Origin of the sequence: Streptomyces sp. HmicA12 (assembly GCF_000373565.1) — a bacterium.
Taxonomy (GTDB): domain Bacteria; phylum Actinomycetota; class Actinomycetes; order Streptomycetales; family Streptomycetaceae; genus Streptomyces.
In genome coordinates this window covers 255,695-274,575 of sequence record NZ_KB891820.1, presented here as the reverse complement: position 1 = coordinate 274,575, position 18,881 = coordinate 255,695, and the positions used below count along the sequence as shown (strand labels likewise).

The window sequence follows — 18,881 nt, the reverse complement described above, 5'->3', positions numbered from 1 at the left end:
GGTTCGGGTTCGGTGGCAGGACACCAGATCGAAACCTGTGGGGCCTGTTGCGGGGTGGTGTTCCTGGGCCAGAATCTACGCGCGTTGCCAATGTTCCGAGTGTTCGTGTTCGTTGTCCGTAGGTCAGGAGCCTTTCCATGCCGTTGAACCGCAGATCCTTCCTGGGCAAGTCCGCCGCGACCGGTGCGGGTGTCGCGCTGGCCGGTGCGGTGGCCGCTCCGGCGGAGGCCGCTCCGGGTGAGCACGGGTCCAAGAAGCAGAAGCGGTACGCGTTCACCGTGATGGGGACGACGGATCTGCACGGGCACGTCTTCAACTGGGACTACTACAAGGACGCCGCGTACACGGACGCGGCGGGCAACGCGCAGGGTCTGTCGCGGATCTCGACGCTGGTGCAGCAGGTCCGTGAGGAGAAGGGGCGGCGCAACACGCTGCTCATCGACGCCGGTGACACGATCCAGGGCACGCCGCTGACGTACTACTTCGCGCGGGTGGACCCGATCACGGCGGCGAACGGGCCGGTGCATCCGATGGCGCAGGCGATGAACGCGATCGGTTACGACGCGGCGGCGCTCGGCAATCACGAGTTCAACTACGGCATCGACACGCTGCGCAAGTTCGAGTCGCAGCTGAACTTCCCGCTGCTTGGCGCGAACGCGGTGGACGCGAAGACGGAGAAGCCGGCTTTCAAGCCGTACGTGATCAAGAAGCTGCGCACGCCGCACGGCAAGGACGTGAAGGTGGCGATTCTGGGGCTGACGAACCCGGGTATCGCGATCTGGGACAAGGCTTATGTGCAGGGCGTGTTGAAGTTCCCGGGGCTTGAGGAGCAGGCCGCGCTGTGGGTGCCGAAGCTGCGGTCGATGGGTGCGGACGTCGTGATCATCTCGGCGCACTCGGGTGCGTCGGGGACGTCGTCGTGGGGTGACCAGTTGCCGTACGTGGAGAACGCGGCGGCGAGTGTGGCAGCGAAGGTGCCGGGCATCGACGCGATCCTGGTCGGGCACGCGCATGTGGAGATCGAGCAGCAGTTGGTGACGAACGAGAAGACGGGGAGGACGACGGTTCTGGCGGAGCCGTTGTGCTACGCGGAGCGGTTGGCGCTGTTCGACTTCGAGTTGGTGTGGGAGAAGGGCCGTTGGTCGGTCGAGTCGGTGTCGTCGAAGTTGCTGAACTCGGCTTCGGTGGCGGACGACCCGAAGATCACGAAGTTGTTGAAGGCGGACCACGATCTGGTCGTGACGTATGTGAACCAGGTGGTCGGGCAGGCGACGACGACGCTGACGACGGTGGATGCCCGGTACAAGGACGCGCCGATCATCGACCTGATCAACAAGGTGCAGGCCGATGTGGTGACGGAGGCGCTGAAGTCGACGGAGTACGCGTCGCTTCCGGTGTTGTCGCAGGCGTCGCCGTTCTCGCGTACGTCGCAGATCCCGGCCGGGGATGTGACGATCCGGGACCTGTCGAGTCTGTACGTGTACGACAACACGCTGGTGGCGAAGTTGATGACGGGTGCGCAGGTGCGGGCGTACCTGGAGTATTCGGCGGAGTACTTCGTGCAGACGGCGGCGGGTGCGGCGGTCGACGTGGAGAAGCTGACGAACGCGGGCAACCGTCCTGACTACAACTACGACTATGTGTCGGGGCTGGCGTACGACATCGACATCGCGCAGCCGGCGGGGTCGCGGATCAAGAACGTGACGTTCGGTGGTGCGGCTCTGGATGACGCGGCGCGGTTCGTGTTCGCGGTGAACAACTACCGGGCCAATGGTGGTGGCGCGTTCCCGCATGTGGCGAACGCGCAGGAGCTGTGGGCGGAGTCGATCGAGATCCGTACGCGGATCGCGGAGTGGGTGACGGCGAAGGGCGTCCTCGACCCGGCTGATTTCGCGTCGGTGGACTGGAAGTTGACGCGGGACGGGACGCCGGTGTTCTAAGCGGTCCGGTGTCGGCTAGCCCTGGAGTTTGACCATGGTGCCGCGCTCCCCTGCCCGGTTGTGCGCGGGGTGGGGGGCGCGGTGGTCGTGTGGGCCGGCGGGGTGCAGGCCGAAGCTGGTGAAGGCGGTGCGCTGCGGCTGCGGGTAGGGGTCTTTGCCCGTGAGGGAGTTGAGGATGGTGGCGCTGCGCCAGGCGGCGAGGCCGAGGTCGGGGGCGCCGACGCCGTGGGTGTGGCGTTCGGCGTTCTGTACGTAGATGTTGCCTGCGACGGAGTCGTCGAGGACGAGGCGGAAGTTCTCGTCGATGCGGGGGCGTTCGGTGCTGTCGCGGCGGATGTAGGGGTCGAGGCCGGCGAGCATGCGGTCGATGGGTCGTTCTTTGTAGCCGGTGGCGAGGATGACGGCGTCGGTGGTGAGGCGGGAGCGGGTGCCTTGCTGGCGGTGTTCCAGGTGGAGTTCGACCTTGGTGGTGGCGACGCGGCCGGCGGTGCGGACGCTGACGCCGGGGGTGAGGGTGGCGTCGGGCCAGCCGCCGTGCAGGGTGCGCTGGTAGAGCTCTTCGTGGATGGCGGCGATGGTGTCGGCGTCGATGCCCTTGTGGAGCTGCCATTGGTCGGGGACGAGGCGGTCGCGTTCGCGTTCGGGCAGGCCGTGGAAGTAGCGGGTGTAGTCGGGGGTGAAGTGTTCGAGGCCGAGTTTGCTGTATTCCATGGGTGCGAAGGCTTCGGTGCGGGCGAGCCAGTGGATCTTCTCGTGTCCGGCGGGGCGGTGCCTGAGGAGGTCGAGGAAGATCTCGGCGCCGGACTGGCCGCTGCCGATGACGGTGATGTGGTCGGCGGCGAGGAGCCGTTCGCGGTGGTCGAGGTAGTCGGCGGAGTGGATGACGGGCACGGTGGGTGCTTCGGCTAGGGGCCTGAGGGGTTCGGGGACGAAGGGTTCGGTGCCGACGCCGAGGGCGACGTTCTTCGTGTAGGTGCGGCCGAGGGCTTCGGCTTCTCCGTCGGCGTCGAGTTGGGTGAAGTCGACTTCGAACAGGGTGCGTTCGGGGTTCCAGCGGACGGCGTCGACCTGGTGGGAGAAGTGGAGTCCGGGGAGGTTCTCGCTGACCCAGCGGCAGTAGGCGTCGTATTCGGCGCGCTGGATGTGGAAGCGCTCGGCGAAGTAGAAGGGGAAGAGGCGTTCGCGGGTCTTGAGGTAGTTGAGGAAGGTCCAGTGGCTGGCCGGGTCGGCGAGGGTCACGAGGTCGGCGAGGAACGGGACTTGGAGGGTGGCGCCTTCGATGAGCAGGCCGGGGTGCCAGTGGAAGGCGGGGCGTTGTTCGTAGAAGGCGGTGTCGAGTTCGGTGAGGGGGTGGGTGAGGGCGGCGAGGGAGAGGTTGAAGGGGCCGATGCCGATGCCGACGAGGTCGCGGGGTGCTTCGGTGGTGGGCTGGCCGGCAGGGTGCGGGTCGGGCGCGGCGTTCATCGGGGGGTGTGTCCTTCCACCAGTTTCAGCAGTGCGGTGAGGTCGTCGGGGGTGGTGTGGGGGTTGAGCAGGGTGGCTTTGAGGTAGAGCTTTCCGTCCATGCGGGCGCGGCCGAGGACGGCGCGGCCTTCGGTGAGGAGGCTGCGGCGGACGGCGGCGAGGTGTTCGTCGGTGGCGCCGGTGGGCCGGAAGAGGACGGTGGAGAGGGTGGGGGTGTCGTAGAGCTCGAAGTCGGGGTGTACGTCGATGAGGCGGGCCAAGTGGTGGGCGAGGCCGATGACTTGGTCGACGAGGGTGGCGATGCCGGTGCGGCCGAGTGCCTTGAGGGTGACGGCGATCTTGAGGATGTCGGGGCGGCGGGTGGTGCGCAGGGAGCGGCCGAGGAGGTCGGGCAGCCCGGCTTCGGTGTCGTCGTCGGCGTTGAGGTAGTCGGCGGTGTGGGTGAGCTCGTCGAGGTCGGTCCGGTCGCGGACGGCGAGGAGTCCGGCGGCGACGGGCTGCCAGCCGAGTTTGTGCAGGTCGAGGGTGATGGTGTGGGCGCGGTCGAGGCCGTGGAGCTTGGGTGCGTGGCGGGCGCTGAACAGGAGTCCGGCTCCGTAGGCGGCGTCGATGTGGAGGCGGGCGCCGTGGTGGTCGCAGAGGTCGGCGATCTCGGGGAGCGGGTCGATGAGGCCCGCGTCGGTGGTGCCGGCGGTGGCGGCGACGAGTTTGGGTCCTGGCAGGTCGGTGAGGGCTTCGTCGAGGGCGGCCGGGTCGAGGGTGCCGGTGGGGGCGGGCACGGTGATCGGCTCGGGCAGGCCGAGGAGCCAGGTGGCGCGGGCGAGGCTGTGGTGGGCGTTCTCGCCGACGAGGAGTTGGACGGGCTCGGGGTGGGGGTTCGTCTCGCGGGCGAGGAGGACGGCGAGTTGGTTGGCCTCGGTGCCGCCGGTGGTGACGAGGGCGTCGGGGCGGGGGGCCTGGGGGTAGGCCTCGCGGGCGAGGGTGGTGGTGACGTCGGCTTCGAGGGCGGAGGCGGCGGGGGCCTGGTCCCAGGAGTCCATGGAGGGGTTGAGGGCGCTCGCGGCGAGGTCTGCGGCGGTGGCGACGGCGAGCGGCGGGCAGTGCAGGTGTGCGGCGCACAGCGGGTCGGCGGGGTCGGCGGCGCCGGCGGCGAGGGCGGTGACGAGGGTGCGGAGGGCTTCGTCGGCGCCGGTGCCGTGCTGGGGCAGCAACTCTCGTACGTGGTGGTGGAGTTCGGCGGTGACGGTGTCGGGTCCGCCGGCCGGGAGGGGGCCGCCGCGGCGGACGGCGCCCTCGTGCAGCGCGTCGAGGACGGTGTTGAGCAGGGGCCGTAGGGCGTCGGGGCCCTGGGCGCCTCCGGCTAGGGGCGGCAGCGTGCTCATGCGGGTCCTTCGGGGTGCGTGGCCGGTGCGTCGCGGCCAGGTGGCCGTGATGCACCAGATTCTGGCCCTATGGGAATGGGGCCAGTGGCAATTGCGGGAAGGGAACCCGAAAGAGGTACTGCTGTGCGGGGAAAGGGTGTTGGTGGTGTATAGGGGCGGGGGGAAGCGTCCCGTCAGGGGCGCGGGGAACTGCGCGGATCAGCCGCGACGGCTTCGCGGCCGCGGTTGATCCGCGCGCCCGTCCTGCTCAGCGGGGATTCAGGCTCCCCGCACCTTCAACGCCCTGGACAGGTCGTCCAGTTGGTCGGCGAGCTTGCGGCTCAGCGACGGTGTCGGGGCTCCCTCGGTGAGGCACTGCTCGCCGAGGCGGAGCGTGTCGGTGTCGATGGCGTACTCGGGGAACGCGTACCGGCCTGCGGCGGCGGCGATGGCGGGGCCGCGCCGCTCGGCGAGGGTGGGGGCGTCGGTGAAGTAGCGGGGGACGTAGGAGCGCAGGAGGTCGGCCTGTTCGGGTTGCCAGAAGCCCTGGGCGGTGGCGGTGAACAGGTAGTTGGACAGTTCGCCGCCGGTGTCGGGGGTGAACATGGCGTCCCAGGCGGCGGCCTTGGCCTGCGGGTCGGGCAGTGCGGCGTGGCAGCGGGCGGCGCCTTCCTGGCCGACGGCGCTGGGGTCGTGGGCGAGTTCGGCCTCGATGACGGCGTCGTCGACGGCGCCGAGGACGCTGAGCCGGCCGAGGATGCGCCAGCGCAGTTCGGGGTCGAGTTCGGGTCCGCCGGGGACGGCGCCGGAGTCGTACCAGTCGCGGATGACGTCGGCGTACTGGGCGGCGTCGACGAGGTGGCGTACGGCGGTCAGGCGCAGGCCGGGGTGGCTGCCGTCCTCGGTGCGGCGGATGAGGTCCTCGCACAGGCGGGTGATGAGGGTGAGGGCGGCGGGCCGGTCGGCGGGCGTGGTGTAGCGGTCGGCGACCTGGGTGTGGGCGAAGGCGAGGACGCCTTGGACGAGGGCGAGGTCGGTCTCGGCGCAGAGGTGGGCCTCGACGGTGGTGAGGTAGTCGGAGGGCGCCAGTTGGCCGTCGCGGACCATGTCGCGCAGCGTGTTCCACAGCAGGGCGCGGGTGAGGGGGTCGGGGACGCCGGAGAGGCCGCGCAGGGCGGCTTCCTCGGAGGTGGCGTCGAGGCGGACCTTGGCGTAGGTGAGGTCCTGGTCGTTGGGGACGATCAGGGCGGGGCGGGGGCCGTGGAAGGTGAGGGGCCCGCCGGGGACGTCGACGTCGAGGCGCTCGCGGAGCACGAAGGCGCGGCCGTCGACGGGGTCGCGGTCGTAGAGGCCGACGGCGACGCGGTGCGGGCGGCTGCCCTGTTGGTCGACGGTGAGGGTCCAGCCGTCGCCGGTCTCGACGCGGCCGGTGAGCGTGTCGACCCCCGTCGTGCGCAGCCAGGTGTCGGCCCAGGCGTGGACGTCGCGGTCGGTGCCGGAGGCTCCCGAGGACAGGGAGTCGATGAAGTCGGCGAGGGTGGCGTTGCCGAACTTGTGGCGCTGGAAGTGGGTGTTGATTCCGGCGAGGAAGTCCTTCTCGCCGAGCCAGGTGACGAGTTGGCGCAGTGCGGAGGCGCCCTTGGCGTAGGAGATGCCGTCGAAGTTGAGGAGGGCGGAGGCGGTGTCCTCGACGGCTTCGGGGGCGACGGGGTGGGTGGAGGGCCGCTGGTCGGCGTCGTAGCCCCAGGCCTTGCGGGCGACGCCGAAGTCGACCCAGGTGTCCTTGTAGGCGGTGGCTTCGGTGAGGGTCTGGTAGCCCATGTACTCGGCGAACGACTCGTTCAGCCAGATGTCGTCCCACCACTTGAGGGTGACGAGGTCGCCGAACCACATGTGGGCCATTTCGTGGGCGATGACCATGGCGCGGGTCTGGCGCTCGGTGTCGGTGACGGCGGAGCGGTAGACGAATTCGTCGCGGAAGGTGACGAGTCCGGGGTTCTCCATCGCGCCGGCGTTGAACTCGGGGACGAACGCCTGGTCGTAGGAGTCGAAGGGGTAGGGCTCGTCGAACTTCTCGTGGAAGCGGTCGAAGCAGGCGCGTGTGGCGTCGAGGATCTCGTCGGCGTCGGCGTCGAGGTGGGGGGCGAGGGAGCGGCGGCAGTGCAGGCCGAAGGGGAGGCCGCGGTGTTCGGTGCGGATGGAGTGCCAGGGGCCCGCGGCGACGGCGACGAGGTACGTCGACAGGAGGGGGGTGGTGGCGGCGCGCCACTTTCCTTCGCCGAGGTGTTCGGTGATGCCGTTGGCGAGGACGGTCCAGCCTTCGGGCGCGGTGACGGTGAGGTCGAAGCGTGCCTTGAGGTCGGGCTGGTCGAAGGCGGTGAAGGTGCGCTGCACGTCGTCCATGAACAGCTGTGTGTAGACGTACGTCTCGCCGTCGGTGGGGTCGGTGAAGCGGTGCATGCCCTCGCCGGTGTGCGAGTAGCGCATGGTGGCGTCGACGATCAGCTCGTGCTCGCCCTTGGTGAGGCCGGTGAGCGGGAGCCGGTTGTCGTCGAGGGCGGCGGGGTCGAGGGGCGTGCCGTCGAGGGTGGCGGTGCGCAGTTCGGCGGGCTTGAGCTCGACGAAGGTGTCTCCCGCGGTGCGGGCCGTGAACCGGATCGCGGTGCGGGAGTCGAACGTGTCGGGGCCGCGGTTCAGGTCGAGGTCGACGGTGTAGTGCGTCACGTCGATGAGCCGGGCTCGGGTCTGCGCTTCGTCGCGCGTCAGTACGGGCATGGGGCCATGCTGCCGTACGCCTCCGGCGGGGGGCCAGGGTGGTTGTTGTGCCCCGCCCGGGGTGCGGGGCGGCTCCGCCGGGGGGCGGGACCAGCCATGACGGTGCTGGACCCGGCAACGGTGCCGGGGTCATGGGGCTGCGCCCCGGGCCCCGCTCCTCAATCGCCGGAGGGGCTTACTTGTGCGGATCGGGACTTGAACCGGCCGCGATCTGCTCGTGGTGCCGGATGACCTCGCTGATGATGAAGTTCAGGAACTTCTCGGCGAAGGCGGGGTCCAGTTTCGCGTTCTCCGCGAGCTGGCGCAGCCGCTCGATCTGCCGGGCCTCGCGCGCCGGGTCCGCCGGGGGCAGCGCGTGCTCGGCCTTGAGGTGGCCGACCTGCTGCGTGCATTTGAAGCGCTCGGCGAGCATGTGGACGACGGCGGCGTCGATGTTGTCGATGCTGTCGCGCAGGCGGGCGAGCTCGGCGCGGACGGCGGGGTCGACTTCCGACTGGTGGGCGGGCTTGCTGGTGGTCATGACGGGTCAGCCTACGTGGAGCATGGGTGGGTCGTCAGGGTCGGGGATCTTGTCGGACCAGCCGCCGGGTACGGCGCGGCCCTGTTGTTCGCGGAAGCGGACGGGGGCGGTGCCGACGCGGCGGGTGAACAGGCGGGAGAAGTAGGCGGGGTCGTCGTAGCCGACGCGGCGGGCGACGGCGGCGACGGGCAGTTCGGTGGCGGCGAGGAGTTCCTTGGCGCGGCCGAGGCGGATGCCGAGGAGGTAGTCCTTGGGGCTGCAGCCGGCGCCGCGGCGGACGGCGGTGCGCAGTTCGGCGGGGGTCATGCCGTGCCGGGCGGCGTGTTCGGCGACGGACAGGGGCTGGAAGGCGTCGCGGGCGAGGGCCTGGAGGACGGGGTCGCCGTCGGGGGCCATGTCGGCGCGGGCGCGGCGCAGGGCGACGAGGAGTTCGTGGACGGCGGCGCCGGTCTCGACCTCGAGGAGGGGGTTGCCGCGGCGGGCGGCGCGGGCGATGCGGCCGACGGTGGCGCGGGCCTGGGCGGCGTCGGAGAGGGGGACGACGGGCCGCTCGGGGTCGATGTAGCCGAGTTCGGTGTACGTGGTGGTGGCGGGGCCGGTGAAGTCGACGAAGCACTCGTCCCAGCCGGTGTCGGGGTCGGCGCCGTAGTGGTGGGGGCGGCCGGGGGTGAGCCAGATGAGGGCGGGGGCGGTGAGGGTGGTGCGGCGGCCGTCGGGGTCCTGGTACCAGCCGCCGCCGGCGGTGATGACGACGGCGACGTGGTGGTCGAGGGTGCGGGGTCCGACGGCGGGGAGCAGGCCGTGCTGGAGTCCGACGCCGAGGCAGACCAGGCCGAGGCGGTGGTGGACCGGGCTGGGTGTGAAGTAGCGCATCCAGGTGTGGTATGCGGACATGTGTCCCCTCCTGTGGTGGTTCGCGCGGCCTTCCCGTCCCCCGAGGACGGCCCACCGAGAGCCGTCCAACAAGAGCTGATCTTTGTCCATGGACCGTGTCGTCCGCCAGAGGTGACAGTGGCGGCCTGATCGTGAGCGAGAGGGACGTGATGGCCGAGTTCAGGGTGGGCGAGGACGACTTCGAGGTGGACGGCCGGCCGGTGCGGCTGCTGTCGGGGGCGCTGCACTACTTCCGGGTGCACGAGGAGCAGTGGGCGCACCGGCTGCGGATGCTGAAGGCGATGGGCCTGAACTGTGTGGAGACGTACGTCCCGTGGAATCTGCACGAGCCGCGCCCCGGTGAGGTCGACGACGTCGCGGCGGTGGGGCGGTTCCTGGACGCGGCGCGGGAGGCGGGTCTTTGGGTGATCGCGCGGCCGGGCCCGTACATCTGTGCCGAGTGGGAGAACGGGGGGCTTCCGCACTGGCTGACGGGCCCCTTGGGGTCGCGGGTCCGGTCGCGGGACGCGGAGTTCATGGCTTGTGTGGAGCGCTGGTTCCGGGTGCTGCTGCCGCAGATCGTGGAGCGGCAGATCGACCGGGGCGGCTCGGTGATCATGGTGCAGGTGGAGAACGAGTACGGCAGTTTCGGCTCGGACCGTCTCTACTTGCGTGCTCTTGCCGACCTCCTGCTCGAACTGGGGGTGAAGGTGCCGCTGTTCACGTCGGACGGGCCCGAGGACCACATGCTGTCGGGCGGTTCGGTGCCGGGGATTCTGGCGACGGTGAATTTCGGCTCCCGTGCGCGCGAGGGCTTCGCGACGCTGCGCGGGCACCGGGCCAAGGGGCCGTTGATGTGTGCGGAGTTCTGGTGCGGCTGGTTCGACCACTGGGGTGCGGAGCACACGGTGCGCGACGCGCGGGACGCGGCGCGGGCGCTGGAGGAGATCCTGGAGTGCGGGGCGTCGGTGAACCTGTACATGGCGCACGGCGGGACGAGTTTCGGCGGCTGGGCGGGCGCGAACCGGGGCGGGGGCGCGCTGCACGACGGTGTGCTGCAGCCGGATGTCACGTCGTACGACTATGACGCCCCGATCGATGAGTTCGGCCGCCCCACGGAGAAGTTCTGGCTGTTCCGGGAGGTGCTGGGCCGGTACGCGGAGGGGCCGCTGCCGGAGGTGCCGGAGCAGCCGGCGGCGCTCGCGGCGCCCGTCTCGGCGCAGCTGACGTCGTTCACGCCGCTGGAGGGGGTGTTGGAGGCGTTGGGCGGGCCGGAGTCGGAGCACGCGCTGCCGCCGTCGTTCGAGGAGCTGGACGTGGACCGCGGTCTGGTGCGGTACGCGGTGACGGTGCCCGGGCCGCGGCGTGCCTATGAGCTGCGGGCGCGGGGGCTGCGGGATCTGGCGGTCGTGTACGTGGACGGCGAGCGGGCCGGGGTTCTCACCGAGGAGGAGCCGGTGCTGGGTGAGCCGGTGGCCGGGCACGCGCGCGTGGAGCTGTGGGTGGAGTCCCTGGGGCGGGTCAACTACGGGCCGTGTCTGGGTGAGCCGAAGGGAATCGTGGGCGGTCTGCTGCACGAGCGGCAGTTCGTGCACGGGGTGCGGGCGCGGGGGCTGCGCCTGGACGCGTTCACCTCCGGTGCGGTGGCGGAGCTTCCGGTGGCTCCGGCGGTGCCCGGGGCGGGGCGGCGCGGGCTGTACCGGGGGGTGTTCGAGGTGTCCGGGGCCGGGGACGCGGCGCTCGAACTGCCCGGCTGGGCGCGGGGGTTCGTGTGGGTGAACGGGTTCTGCCTGGGACGGTACTGGAGTGCCGGCCCGCAGGATTCCCTGTACGTTCCCGGGCCGGTGCTGCGCGAGGGGGCGAACGAGGTGTGGGTGCTGGAGTTGGACCGGGCTGCGGACGAGATGCGGGTCCACTTGTCCTAGGGAGCTGTGCGAGAGGCCCCGCCGGGCCCGCTGCCGCCGACGCACCGCACCGCACCGCACCCGGTGGACGTACAGGCGCGTGCTGTTCGGCAGCGGCAAGGTCGCCGTACGCTGAGCACGCCGGGTCCGGGGGCGGGCCCCGGGGAGACACGGCCCGGCGGCCCCGGGGGGTACGCGTGGGGAACGGCGGACCGGTGGTGCACGGTTACCCGCACCTGGAGACCGTGCGGTCGGCGATCACCGCGCTGTACAGGCGCCTGTCGTACGACACGGTGCACACGTTCGCGACGAGCGTCGCCCCGGCGGACGTGGCGTTCAGCGATCAGGACGATCTGCACATGGGGGCGCAGCGGGTGGCCCGCGAGCTGGTGCGGCACTATCGACTCCCGGACGCGCGGATGATCGTGAGCTTCCGCGAGATGGAGCACGCGGCGAGTGTCGAACTGGCGGCGGGCCCCGAGTACTTCATCGAGCTGAACGACCGGTTCCGGACGCACCGCAGGGACATCGGGGCGGCCCTGGCGCACGAGGTCATGCATGTGTATCTGCACCGCCTGGACCTGTCGTTCCCGGGGACGCGGGACAACGAGATCCTGACGGACACCGCGGCGACGTATCTGGGCGCGGGCTGGCTGCTCCTGGACGCGTACCGGGAGGACGCGGCGTCGTCGCAGAAGCTGGGCTATCTGACGCCTGAGGAGTTCGGGTACGTGCTGGCGAAGCGGTCGGTGGCGTTCGGCGAGGCGCCGGAGACGTGGTTCACCAGTGCGCAGGCGTACACGGCGTACACGAAGGGCCTGGCGCAGGTGCGCCGGGACGAGCAGCAGCCGCCGCTGACGGCGGCGGGGTGGGCGGGGCGGCGGCGCTATGCGAAGGACCGCCGCTATGCGCAGGACCACGGGATGCGGGGGCCCGCGCCGGCCGGTCCCTACTCGTTCTCGGCGGAGGGGCCGCAGGGGCGCGGCGGGCTGCGGGTGGCGTTCCCCTGCCCGACGTGCCATCAGCGGATCCGGGTGCCGGTGCGGGGGCGGGTTCGAGCACGGTGCGGGTTGTGCCGCACCGTGCTCGAGTGCGATACGTAGGTCGGCGTGTGCGGGCCGGGGCTCCTCGCGGATCAGGCCGAGAGGTGCCAGTCGTACGTGACCTGGTAGTGGCCGCCGTGGCCGTGGAAGCTCGTCTGCGCGGCCTCGGCGAGGGAGCGCGGGCCGCGTGGGCTCGGGCTCAGCGTGACCGGGCGGAAGGTGTCGTCGCCGAAGCGGGCCCTGAGCCGGTCGAAGACCGCGCCGACGACGGCGCACGCGGCACCGGGCACCCCTGGCTCGTCCTGGCCGAGGAGCGTGCCGAGCTTGCGGCGGGCCAGCGCGAACAGCCGCTCGACGTGGTCGGCGAGCGTCTCGCCGTCCCGGGCGCCCTGCGGGTCCTGCGTGGACAGGACGAGGAGGGCGAGCACCGGGTGCTGTCCGGCCTCCGGGATGCCGTGCCCGTCGGCGAGCGTGAAGCGGTGCAGTGGACGTGGCGGCGCGTAGGTGACCGTGTCCCCGTCGTTGAAACGGCCCGCCTCCAGCGGTTCGGTGCGGTGGGCGGCGCCGTCCGGGCCGAGGCAGACCGCCGCGAGCCGTACCGGGTCGGCGCCCCACTCATCGGTCTCGTCGCGGCACCACACGTGATGGATGCGCAGGTCGAGGTGGTGCAGGGGCGGCGCCGTGGTGACCGCGACGGGCGAGGGACCGCCCAACTCCCTTCCCGGGTGAGCGAGTTCGGGCGGTGGCGAGAGCCGGTGGGCCTGGGTCTCCACCGAAGCCGGGGAGCGCAGGTCGACGCCGGCGAGGTCGCCGAGACGCGCGGCGCGCCCCGGCCCGTCCGCGAGGTCGGCGAGTACGGCGGCCCCCGCCCGCTTCTTGCGGTCGTCCGGTACGTCGTAGAACCGCTCGGCGAGCAGGTGCTCGGGCGCCGAACGGTCCGTGGGAAACGGGTACGTGGCCGGATCCGCGTAGTGCGCGGCCACCTTGTCGGCGGCGAGGCCCAGCTCGCGCACGACGTGGTCGACGGCGGCGCGGACCCGTGGATCCGGGAGGCTGTCGGTGGCGGTGGCGGTGTGGTGGGCGTCAGGTGGCGCGTCGTGCTGGGCGTCGTGCGCCCAGGAACGGTCGTGCTGGTCCGGCTCGGTGGACGGTGATGGTCGGAGCGGCATGATGGTGTTTCCCCCGTTGTTCCCCCGTTTGTGCCCCGTGATGGTGCTGCTGTGCGACCGAACGTAGCGCGCGAAGGACGGCGGGCACCCCAGGGTGCGCCCTAGGGATGTCCCCGGTCGGCGCCGAGCCGATCGCGGCCCTCCAGGCGGGCGGCGAGGCGGGTGCGGGAGTCGACGCCGAGCTTCGCGTAGGTCCGGCCGAGGTGGTACTCGACGGTCTTGACGCTGATGACGAGGGCGCGCGCGACCTGCCGGTTGGTCAGACCGGCGGTGACCTGCCGGGCCACGGCCAGCTCCTGCGGCGTGAGCAGCGAGGTGGCGCCCTCGCCCGTCGCACGCTCCTGCCGTTCGCCGCCCGCGTCGCGCCCACAGGCCGCCAACTCCCTGGTGCAGCGCTCCAGATCGGGCCGCGCCGCCAGCGGTACGAGAAGGTTCCTGGCCCGGGTGAGCTGCTCGGCGGCGCGGGTGCGTTTGCCGGTGCGGCGCAGGAAGGCGCCGTACGCGAAGTGGGCGAGGGCACGGTCGAAGGGGGCCTCGACGTGCGGGGCGTACGTGAGGGCGCGGCGGTAGGCGCGGTCGGCGGCGGCCTGGTCGCCGCGGGCCGCCTCCAGGGTGCCGCGGGCCCGGGCCGCGCGCAGCAGGGCTCCGTGGTGGCCGCGCCGGGTGGCGATCACCTCGTACGGGGCGAGGGTCTCGGCGGCGCGCTTGTCCTCGCCGAGCGCGCTCCAGGCGTCGGCGAGCAGGTCCCGCCACGGGGTGAGGCCCGGTTCCTCGATGTCGCCGCGGCGGGCGAGGGCGGGGAGCGGCTCGAGGGCGAAGGCGACTTCTTCCGCGTCGCCGCGGGCGCGGGCGATGTGGGCCTCGGCGAGGGCCGACCACAGGACGGGGTTGGTGTGCCCGAACCGCGCGTACTCGGTGACCACTCGGGTGTGTGCCTCGGCTTTCGCGAACGTGCCCCGCGCCGCGTGCAGTTGGGCCGCCAGCATCCGGCAGAACAGGGCGACGTGCGGCTGGTCGGTGTCGGCCGCGAGGGTGAGGGCCTGGTCGATGTGGGCGAGGGCGTCGTCCCAGGCGCCGCAGCGGTGCTCGGCGGAGGCGAGGCAGGTCGCGGCGACCACCCGGAAGGAGGCGGCGCGGCCGCGGCCCGCCGCGTGCACCCCGGTCAGGTCGCTCACCGCACCGGTCAGATCGCCGACGGACTCGCGGAGCGTCCCGCGGCCGAGGAGTTCCTCCAGCTGGGCGGGCGAGGCGACCGCAGGGTCGGGCAGCGGGCCGAGAGCGTCGAGCGCGGCCCGGGCGCCGCCGCTCATGGCGAGACCGCTCAGGCGCAGATAGCGGATCATGTCGGTGGCGGTGTCCCGCGGGGCGAGGTGCAGGGCGAGCTCGGCCCACTCGGCCATGTCGGCGCCGCGCGCCATGCTCCCGTACAACGCGGCGAACTGGCCGGCGATACGGGCGCCGAGCACGGGTTCGTCGCTCGTGTCGCAGCGCTGCCACGCGTCGCGGAGCAGGGCCTCGGCCCGTCCCAGATCGAACAGGAACAGTCGCCCGAGCAGGTAGCTCCGCCACCCGCTCGCGGTGAACTCCCCTATCTCCGTGGCCACTTCGGCGACGTTCGCCACGTCTCCCGCGAGCAGGGCGCTCTCCACCGACTCCAGGGTGTACTGCTCGCGCCGGTCCCGGCGCGCCGTGAGCCGGGCGGCGTCGGCGAGCTGCCGGGTCGCGCTCGCCCAGGCACCGTGCGCCGCGAACTCCCGGCCCATCGCTGCCAGTTCCCCGGAAAGCCGCTCGTCCGTCCCCGCGGCGGCGAGCGCCCGGTGACGGAGCGCTGCCGCACGGTCCGGGAGGAGGTCGGCGGCGGCCCGGTGCAGTGCGGCGCGCCGGGCGGGGCCGAGCCGGTGGTAGACGGCGGCATGCACCAAGGGGTGCGGGAAGCGGATCTCTCCGGTGCCGGGCGGGGCGGTGAGCAGGCCCGCGGCGACGGCCTCCTCCAACGCGCCGAGCGCCTCCGGCGGGTGCGGGTGGGTGGAGGGCCGGTTCGCTCCTGGGCGGGTCGGGGGTGGTGGTGGCTCGCTGTCGGGTGTGGGCGCGGGTGCGAGTGCGGGCGCGGCGTGGCTGGTGGCGCTGTTCCCCGCGCCCCTTGGAGGCCCACTCGGCGTGGGGGCAGCGGGTGGGTCGTCGAGTGCGGGTGGAGCGTGGTCGCTCGCGCCGCTCCCCTCGCCCTCTGAAGGCTCGTTCGACCGGTTGCGGTGGGACGGTGGGAACGCCAGCTGGGCCGCTGTGGTGAAAGCGCAATGGCTGCCGAGGGCTCCGGCCGCGCTGACCAGTGCTTCCGTGTCCGCGCCGCAGTCGGCCAGGCGGGACAGGACCAGCGCGGTGAAGGACTTCGGGGCCGGGGGCGTGACATCCGGGCGCTCCAGTGCCTGGGCGAGCGTCTCGCCCTCCTGGGCCAGGAGCGCGAGGACGTGCAACGGGTTGCCGGCCGTGTGCGCGTGCAGCCGGACCGCCGCCCGCGCGGTGAGCCGCACGTCGCTCGCCCGCGCCGCCAGGCTGCGCAGTTCGTCGGGCCCGAGTCCATCGAGCCCGATCCGCACGGAGCCCGCCGCCGTGAACAACCGCCGTACCCCGTCCGGCACTTCGGCGTGCTGGAGGTCCCGGGCGACGAGGACGGCGACGACCCGGTCGGCCCGTAACCGCCGCACGGCGAACGCGAACGCGGTCAGCGAGGACGGGTCGGCCCACTGCGCGTCGTCGACGACCACGGCGACCACCCCCGCGTCACCGGGGCCCTGTGCCTCGTCCATCGCTTCGAGCAGAGCGGCCCCGGCCTCGACCGGGTCGGTCCACGCCCGCCCGCCGCGGCCTCCGAGGAGCTGCTCCACGACCCCGAACGCGAGCCCGCGCTCGGCCTCCTCGCCACTCGCGTACAGCACGCTGTCGACGTCGTCGAGGAACCGCCGCACCAGCGCGGTCTTGCCCACCCCGGCGACACCCTCGACGAGCAGCCGCTGCGGCGCCCCGCGCCCACCGTCCCGGCGGACCCGCTCCCACACCGCGAGCACGTCCCCCCGTCCCACCAACTCGAACCGCTCCCCGTCCACACCCCCAACCTAGGCCCGAACCCGACCCTCCGCGCCTCCTGAAGGGGCGCGGGAAACGGTGCGACCAGCCTCGACGCACCCCCACCCGAAAGCGAGCAGCCCGCCCCCCTGCTAGGCCCCGTACACCACCCCCGGCGCGACAGCCCGGCCCAGCAGCTCCCGAGCCGCGTCCCCCGCCCCGGACGGAGTCCACCGCTCGCCCTTGTCGACCGTGGGTCCGGCCCGCCATCCCTCCATCACCGTGATCCGTCCGGCCTCCACCTCGAACACCCGCCCCGTCACCCCGTCACTCGGCGCCCCGGAGCCGAGCCACACCACCAGCGGCGACACGTTCTCCGGGGCCATCGCGTCGAACCCGTCCCCTTCGGGCGCGGCCATGGTCGAGGCGAACGTGGCTTCCGTCATCCGGGTCCGCGCGGCCGGCGCGATCGCGTTGACCTGGACCCCGTACCGCCCCATCTCCGCGGAGGCCACCATCGTCAGACCGAGAATGCCCGCCTTGGCCGCGCTGTAGTTGCCCTGCCCCACGGACCCCAACAGGCCCGCCCCCGACGATGTGTTGACCACGCGGGCGACCGGCATCCGGCCCGCTTTCGCCTCGGCCCGCCAGTACGCGGCGGCATGCTTGAGCGGCAGGAAGTGTCCCTTGAGGTGGACCCGCATCACGGCGTCCCAGTCGTCCTCGTCCAGGTTCACCAGCATCCGGTCCCGCAGGAACCCCGCGTTGTTCACCAGCGTGTCCAGGCGGCCGAAGCCGTCGGCGGCAGCGGCGACCAGCGACGCGGCCCCTTCCGGTGTCGCTATGTCCCCGCCGTGCGCGACCGCCTCGCCGCCCGACGCCCGTATCTCCTCCACCACTTGGGCCGCCGGGCTGTCGGCCGCGGGTGCTCCGTCGAGCCCCACCCCCAGGTCGTTGACCACGACCTTGGCCCCCTCCGCCGCGTATGCGAGGGCGTGTGCCCGCCCGAGCCCCCGCCCGGCCCCGGTGACGGCCACCACCCGCCCCGCGCACAGCCCGCCCGCGCCCGCCGAAGCACCTGTTGCCGAAGTGCCCGTTGCCGAAAGGTCCGACCCCGAAGAATCCGTCATCTCACGCCTCCTTGTTGACCGTTGCCGCGTCCAGGAACGCGGGGCGCTCCCCGCCACCGTGCACGAGCAGGCTCGACCCGCTGATGTACGAGGCCGCGTCCGACGCCAGGAACACGGCCGCTTCGCCGATCTCGGGCGGCTCGGCCAGCCGGCCGAGCGGCACGGTGGCGCCGACCGCGGCGATACCGCCCTCGTCTCCGTAGTGCAGCGCGGAGAGTTCGGTGCGCACCATGCCGAGGACGAGCGTGTTCACCCGGATCTCCGGGGCCCACTCCACGGCCATGGACCGCGCCAGGTTCTCCAGGCCCGCCTTGGCCGCGCCGTACGCCGCGCTGCCGGGCGACGGACGCGTACCGCTGACGCTGCCGATCATCACGATCGAGCCGCGCGCGGCCGCGAGTTGCTCACGGGCGGCCAGCGAGGCGGTCAGCGGTGCCGTCAGGTTCAGCTCGATCACGCGGGCGTGCCGCTCGGCGTCGCTGTCGCCGAGCATCCGGTACGGCGTGCCGCCCGCGTTGTTGACGAGCACGTCCACGCGGTCGAGCCCCGCGAACATCTCCCGCACGGCCGCACCGTCGCGCAGGTCGACGGGTATGAACTCGCACCCTTCGAGGGGAACTTCAGGTGGTCTGCGCGCGCACACCACCACCTTCGCCCCGGCGCGGACGAACGCGCCGGCGATCCCCGCGCCCACTCCTCTCGTGCCGCCCGTGACCACGACGACCCGCCCGCCCATGTCCGCTCCACCCATCCCCGCACCCATTCCCTGGACTCGCGCCGCCTGCTACCGTCATCGTCGTACCAAACAAACGTTAGGTGGAAAGGTAGCTGAACGCCATGGGTGTCTCCACCTCCTCACCCGAAAAGGGGATCGCGGTCGTCACGGTCGACTTCCCTCCGGTCAACGCGCTGCCGGTGCGCGGCTGGTACGACCTGGCCGACGCGGTGCGAGCGGCGGGCCGCGACCCGGACGTCAACTGCGTGATGCTGACCGCGGCCGAGGGCAGCCGGGGGTTCAACGCGGGGGTGGACATCAAGGAAATGCAGCGCGAGAGCGCCGCCAGGCCCACCGGACCGGACGGAACCGGCGGTACCGGCGGGCACACGGCGCTCGTCGGCGCCAACCGCGGCTGCTACGAGGCGTTCTCGGCGGTGTACCAGTGCGAGGTCCCGGTCGTGGCCGCGGTCGCCGGGTTCTGCCTGGGCGGCGGGATCGGGCTCGTGGGGAACGCGGACGCGATCGTGGCGAGCGACGACGCCACGTTCGGCCTCCCCGAGCTGGACCGCGGCGCGCTCGGCGCCGCCACGCACCTGTCCCGGCTGGTCCCCCAGCACCTCATGCGCGCGCTCTTCTACACCTCGCGCACCGCCACCGCCGCCGAGCTGCACGCCCACGGGTCGGTGTGGAAGGTGGTCCCGCGGCCGCACCTGCATGACGCGGCCCTCGAACTGGCCCGCGAGATCGCCAGGAAGGACGGCTACCTCATCCGTCTCGCGAAGGCCGCCCTGAACGGAATCGACCCCGTCGATGTCCACCGCAGCTACCGCTTCGAGCAGGGCTTCACCTTCGAGGCGAACCTCAGCGGCGTCGCCGACCGCGTCCGCGACACCTTCGGCCAGGACCGACAGGAGACCGACTGAC

The 18,881-nt window shown here is 72.2% G+C and carries 13 protein-coding genes; 4 read left to right on the top strand and 9 right to left on the bottom strand.

The window, feature by feature from the left end; all coding sequences use genetic code 11:
* Window positions 1-137: 137 nt before the first annotated feature.
* On the top strand, window positions 138-1,940 hold the full coding sequence (locus B072_RS0127560) for a bifunctional metallophosphatase/5'-nucleotidase (protein ID WP_018533184.1): 1,803 nt from the start codon (window positions 138-140) through the stop codon (window positions 1,938-1,940).
* A 15-nt stretch (window positions 1,941-1,955) separates the two neighbouring features.
* Here B072_RS0127560 and B072_RS44205 read toward each other — a convergent pair whose 3' ends face one another.
* The 5 genes from B072_RS44205 to B072_RS0127535 all read right to left on the bottom strand — a co-directional run bounded on the left by B072_RS44205 (window position 1,956) and on the right by B072_RS0127535 (window position 8,954).
* Window positions 1,956-3,404: a lysine N(6)-hydroxylase/L-ornithine N(5)-oxygenase family protein gene (locus tag B072_RS44205; RefSeq protein WP_018533183.1), complete on the bottom strand. Its 1,449-nt coding sequence runs from the start codon at window positions 3,402-3,404 to the stop codon at window positions 1,956-1,958.
* Window positions 3,401-4,786, bottom strand: a complete 1,386-nt coding sequence (locus tag B072_RS0127550) for a pyridoxal phosphate-dependent decarboxylase family protein (protein ID WP_018533182.1) — start codon at window positions 4,784-4,786, stop codon at window positions 3,401-3,403. The genes B072_RS44205 and B072_RS0127550 overlap by 4 nt, the downstream gene beginning before the upstream one ends.
* A gap of 258 nt (window positions 4,787-5,044) precedes the next feature.
* Window positions 5,045-7,540 (bottom strand): aminopeptidase N, encoded by a 2,496-nt coding sequence (gene pepN, locus B072_RS0127545; protein WP_018533181.1) that lies wholly within the window; start codon window positions 7,538-7,540, stop codon window positions 5,045-5,047.
* A gap of 175 nt (window positions 7,541-7,715) precedes the next feature.
* The gene (locus tag B072_RS0127540) at window positions 7,716-8,060 is read right to left on the bottom strand and encodes a chorismate mutase (protein ID WP_018533180.1); all 345 of its coding nucleotides are present in this window, start codon (window positions 8,058-8,060) and stop codon (window positions 7,716-7,718) included.
* A gap of 6 nt (window positions 8,061-8,066) precedes the next feature.
* Window positions 8,067-8,954 (bottom strand): helix-turn-helix domain-containing protein, encoded by an 888-nt coding sequence (locus B072_RS0127535; RefSeq protein WP_018533179.1) that lies wholly within the window; start codon window positions 8,952-8,954, stop codon window positions 8,067-8,069.
* A 149-nt stretch (window positions 8,955-9,103) separates the two neighbouring features.
* On the opposite strand from B072_RS0127535, the gene B072_RS44200 reads away from it, so the two are divergent.
* Both B072_RS44200 and B072_RS0127525 read left to right on the top strand, forming a co-directional pair.
* Window positions 9,104-10,858: a glycoside hydrolase family 35 protein gene (locus B072_RS44200; RefSeq protein WP_018533178.1), complete on the top strand. Its 1,755-nt coding sequence runs from the start codon at window positions 9,104-9,106 to the stop codon at window positions 10,856-10,858.
* A gap of 176 nt (window positions 10,859-11,034) precedes the next feature.
* Window positions 11,035-11,940 carry a hypothetical protein gene (locus B072_RS0127525; protein ID WP_026246360.1) on the top strand — a complete coding sequence of 302 codons (906 nt, stop codon included), beginning with the start codon at window positions 11,035-11,037 and terminating at the stop codon, window positions 11,938-11,940.
* A gap of 32 nt (window positions 11,941-11,972) precedes the next feature.
* Here the strand turns inward: B072_RS0127525 and B072_RS0127520 are convergent, their stop codons facing one another.
* From B072_RS0127520 to B072_RS0127505, 4 genes are all read right to left on the bottom strand, one after another.
* Window positions 11,973-13,049: a hypothetical protein gene (locus B072_RS0127520; protein WP_018533176.1), complete on the bottom strand. Its 1,077-nt coding sequence runs from the start codon at window positions 13,047-13,049 to the stop codon at window positions 11,973-11,975.
* A gap of 101 nt (window positions 13,050-13,150) precedes the next feature.
* Window positions 13,151-16,150, bottom strand: coding sequence for a LuxR C-terminal-related transcriptional regulator (locus tag B072_RS49665; protein ID WP_018533175.1), 3,000 nt, complete (start codon window positions 16,148-16,150; stop codon window positions 13,151-13,153).
* A 111-nt stretch (window positions 16,151-16,261) separates the two neighbouring features.
* Window positions 16,262-17,239 carry an SDR family oxidoreductase gene (locus B072_RS0127510; RefSeq protein WP_078506599.1) on the bottom strand — a complete coding sequence of 326 codons (978 nt, stop codon included), beginning with the start codon at window positions 17,237-17,239 and terminating at the stop codon, window positions 16,262-16,264.
* 1 nt (window position 17,240) lies between these two features.
* On the bottom strand, window positions 17,241-17,990 hold the full coding sequence (locus B072_RS0127505; protein ID WP_234018930.1) for an SDR family oxidoreductase: 750 nt from the start codon (window positions 17,988-17,990) through the stop codon (window positions 17,241-17,243).
* A gap of 86 nt (window positions 17,991-18,076) precedes the next feature.
* On the opposite strand from B072_RS0127505, the gene B072_RS0127500 reads away from it, so the two are divergent.
* Window positions 18,077-18,880 (top strand): enoyl-CoA hydratase family protein, encoded by an 804-nt coding sequence (locus tag B072_RS0127500; protein ID WP_018533172.1) that lies wholly within the window; start codon window positions 18,077-18,079, stop codon window positions 18,878-18,880.
* Window position 18,881: the final 1 nt, after the last annotated feature.

What these genes read in the sequence shown, in the direction of transcription:
- B072_RS0127560 (WP_018533184.1), top strand. Translation starts at nt 138, where the DNA reads ATGCCGTTGAACCGCAGATCCTTCCTGGGCAAGTCCGCCGCGACCGGT.
- B072_RS44205 (WP_018533183.1), bottom strand. Translation starts at nt 3,404, where the DNA reads ATGAACGCCGCGCCCGACCCGCACCCTGCCGGCCAGCCCACCACCGAA.
- B072_RS0127550 (WP_018533182.1), bottom strand. Translation starts at nt 4,786, where the DNA reads ATGAGCACGCTGCCGCCCCTAGCCGGAGGCGCCCAGGGCCCCGACGCC.
- pepN (WP_018533181.1), bottom strand. Translation starts at nt 7,540, where the DNA reads ATGCCCGTACTGACGCGCGACGAAGCGCAGACCCGAGCCCGGCTCATC.
- B072_RS0127540 (WP_018533180.1), bottom strand. Translation starts at nt 8,060, where the DNA reads ATGACCACCAGCAAGCCCGCCCACCAGTCGGAAGTCGACCCCGCCGTC.
- B072_RS0127535 (WP_018533179.1), bottom strand. Translation starts at nt 8,954, where the DNA reads ATGTCCGCATACCACACCTGGATGCGCTACTTCACACCCAGCCCGGTC.
- B072_RS44200 (WP_018533178.1), top strand. Translation starts at nt 9,104, where the DNA reads ATGGCCGAGTTCAGGGTGGGCGAGGACGACTTCGAGGTGGACGGCCGG.
- B072_RS0127520 (WP_018533176.1), bottom strand. Translation starts at nt 13,049, where the DNA reads ATGCCGCTCCGACCATCACCGTCCACCGAGCCGGACCAGCACGACCGT.
- B072_RS0127510 (WP_078506599.1), bottom strand. Translation starts at nt 17,239, where the DNA reads ATGACGGATTCTTCGGGGTCGGACCTTTCGGCAACGGGCACTTCGGCA.
- B072_RS0127505 (WP_234018930.1), bottom strand. Translation starts at nt 17,990, where the DNA reads ATGGGTGGAGCGGACATGGGCGGGCGGGTCGTCGTGGTCACGGGCGGC.
- B072_RS0127500 (WP_018533172.1), top strand. Translation starts at nt 18,077, where the DNA reads ATGGGTGTCTCCACCTCCTCACCCGAAAAGGGGATCGCGGTCGTCACG.